We start from the raw sequence: 1,966 nt of genomic DNA on the forward strand, positions 1-1,966 counted from the left end.
TATCTCGGCGGTTTCTGATGAATTTAATAGTTTCATCTTTATCACCTCTATCTATAGTATATCAAAATATAGATAGAGCTTCAAGCGTTTTTATAACTTTTATATAGTTTTTGTTAGTATTTTAACAACTTTTACAACCTCCTAAAAAAGTTCCCCTAATATTGTAAATATTTATCTTTAATTATAACAAATTTAGCTCTTAATAACAAAAAAATCCTTCATCTTTAAGATGAAGGATTAAACAAGCAATATAGTTGTTAAATTACTATTTACCTGCTAATTTAGTCTGAACTGAATAGGTTCGGAAATCAGTTCCTGACGAGTAGTTATTACTCCCTGAAGATAATAAGTGCCTGCTTCCAAATCTTTTATATTCATAGTTTCTGTATAACTTATACTTTCTTCGCCAGCTAAGTCTAAAGTTTCTAAAGCTTGAGTAAAAGACTGCCCAGTAGACCAGCTAGCTACTACTTCTCCTTTTTCGTTTTTAAGAATAAAGTCATATTTTTGTCCAGTACTAAAATGAAGCTCTATCTCCTGCTTGCTTAGATTTTTCAGCTTTAAACCTACCTCTATTTCTTCATCCTCAACAGCTAATAGTCTCAAATCCAACTCTAAATTTTTAATCTTATCTATTTTTAATTCCTCTTCTCTCTCTTCTTCAAGCTCTGTCTCAACTTCTTCCTGCTCCTTTTTCTCTTCTGCAAACTCTTTAAGCTGATACTCTAAACCTAGATGCTCTGTTATAAATTCTAAAGGAATAAATAGTCTCCGATTTTCATAAGTAGGGGCTTGCTTTAAAGAGTAATCCTCCTGTTCAAACCCTTCTGTAGCTACATTCTGAGCATAAATAGTATCTTCATCCAAAGTTAATAAAAAATAATAATCTTGATAACCTACTATTATTTTATCATCAACTACAAATAAGCTCATCTCTAATTCATCCCACAGTTCATTTAACGACACTAAAGTTTGTTCATCTATAGAGTCATTAACAGCTTCAAATTCAACCTCTATATCTGCAACTTTCAAACTCTGAACTTCGCTTAAATTATCAGTTTCAGCGAAAACATTAAAATTAAATAGTAGTAAAATCAATAATGAAATAATAATAGCTAAGTAATAGTTATTTTTTAACATAAGCCCCCTCCTTGTTGCGCTCTGTGCAACAGATGATAGAGATTTTAATCTTCTGAACTTTATCTATCATCTCTCCTTTCTCCTCTATCATTTGCCTTTAAAACTCTATTCCTAAAGTCAACATATCTCGTCCTTTATTAGGAGCTGGATTCTCCAAGATTGTCTCCCCATTGGATATATGTCGCCAGGAAATATAATACCTCCGATAACCAAAGCTAGCAGCAAAGGTAAACATATTCCGAGAAGAAAGATACTTACTAACTTTAGCTACTCTACCTAAGCCTATAGAAGTTCGTCCAAAGTAAGGTGAATCATTAAAATCGTGCTGATAGCCTATCTCTGCAAAAGCATAGGAGTTTCGGCCCTGATATTCTTCACCTTCTACAAGCTTCTCTTGATACTTATCATCCTCTAAAGAACCTCCAAAGATATGTAAGTAAACATCACCCTTTCTCCGCCCATAGCCAAGTTGAGTAACCTGCAAGGGATTAAAGTTATTGGAGTGACTAACTGTAATCCCAAAGCCTAAAACTGTCCCCATCTCCATCGTAAAGAACTCATTAGCTTGAACAGGTGCTGCTACTGAAATAGTTATAGCTAAGATAAGAGTTAAAATTATTAATTTAGATAAATAATTCCGCATATATTTCAGTCACTCCAAACTCTTTAAATTTAAAAATAAACACTGATTATCGCCTCTTTAATTATACCATATCTGAATAATTATTTAAAATAAAATAGGGCCCTATTCCAGGGCAATCGCAAGAAAGAACTCTAAAATAGATTTAATTTCTTCCCTTTAAGATGCTATAATTAAAAGCAAAAA

At 32.5% G+C, this 1,966-nt stretch carries 2 protein-coding genes; both read right to left on the minus strand.

The genetic code is table 11. The features are described 5' to 3' along the window. Positions 1–276: 276 nt before the first annotated feature. The gene (locus MWH30_RS13650; RefSeq protein WP_248664652.1) at positions 277–1,140 is read right to left on the minus strand and encodes a BsuPI-related putative proteinase inhibitor; all 864 of its coding nucleotides are present in this window, start codon (positions 1,138–1,140) and stop codon (positions 277–279) included. Between the two features lie 97 nt (positions 1,141–1,237). Then, entirely contained in the window at positions 1,238–1,783 is a 546-nt protein-coding gene (locus tag MWH30_RS13655; RefSeq protein ID WP_248664653.1) for a hypothetical protein, read from the minus strand. Positions 1,784–1,966: the final 183 nt, after the last annotated feature.

It is taken from the genome of Fuchsiella alkaliacetigena, from assembly GCF_023227765.1.
Lineage (GTDB): Bacteria > Bacillota > Halanaerobiia > Halobacteroidales > Acetohalobiaceae > Fuchsiella > Fuchsiella alkaliacetigena.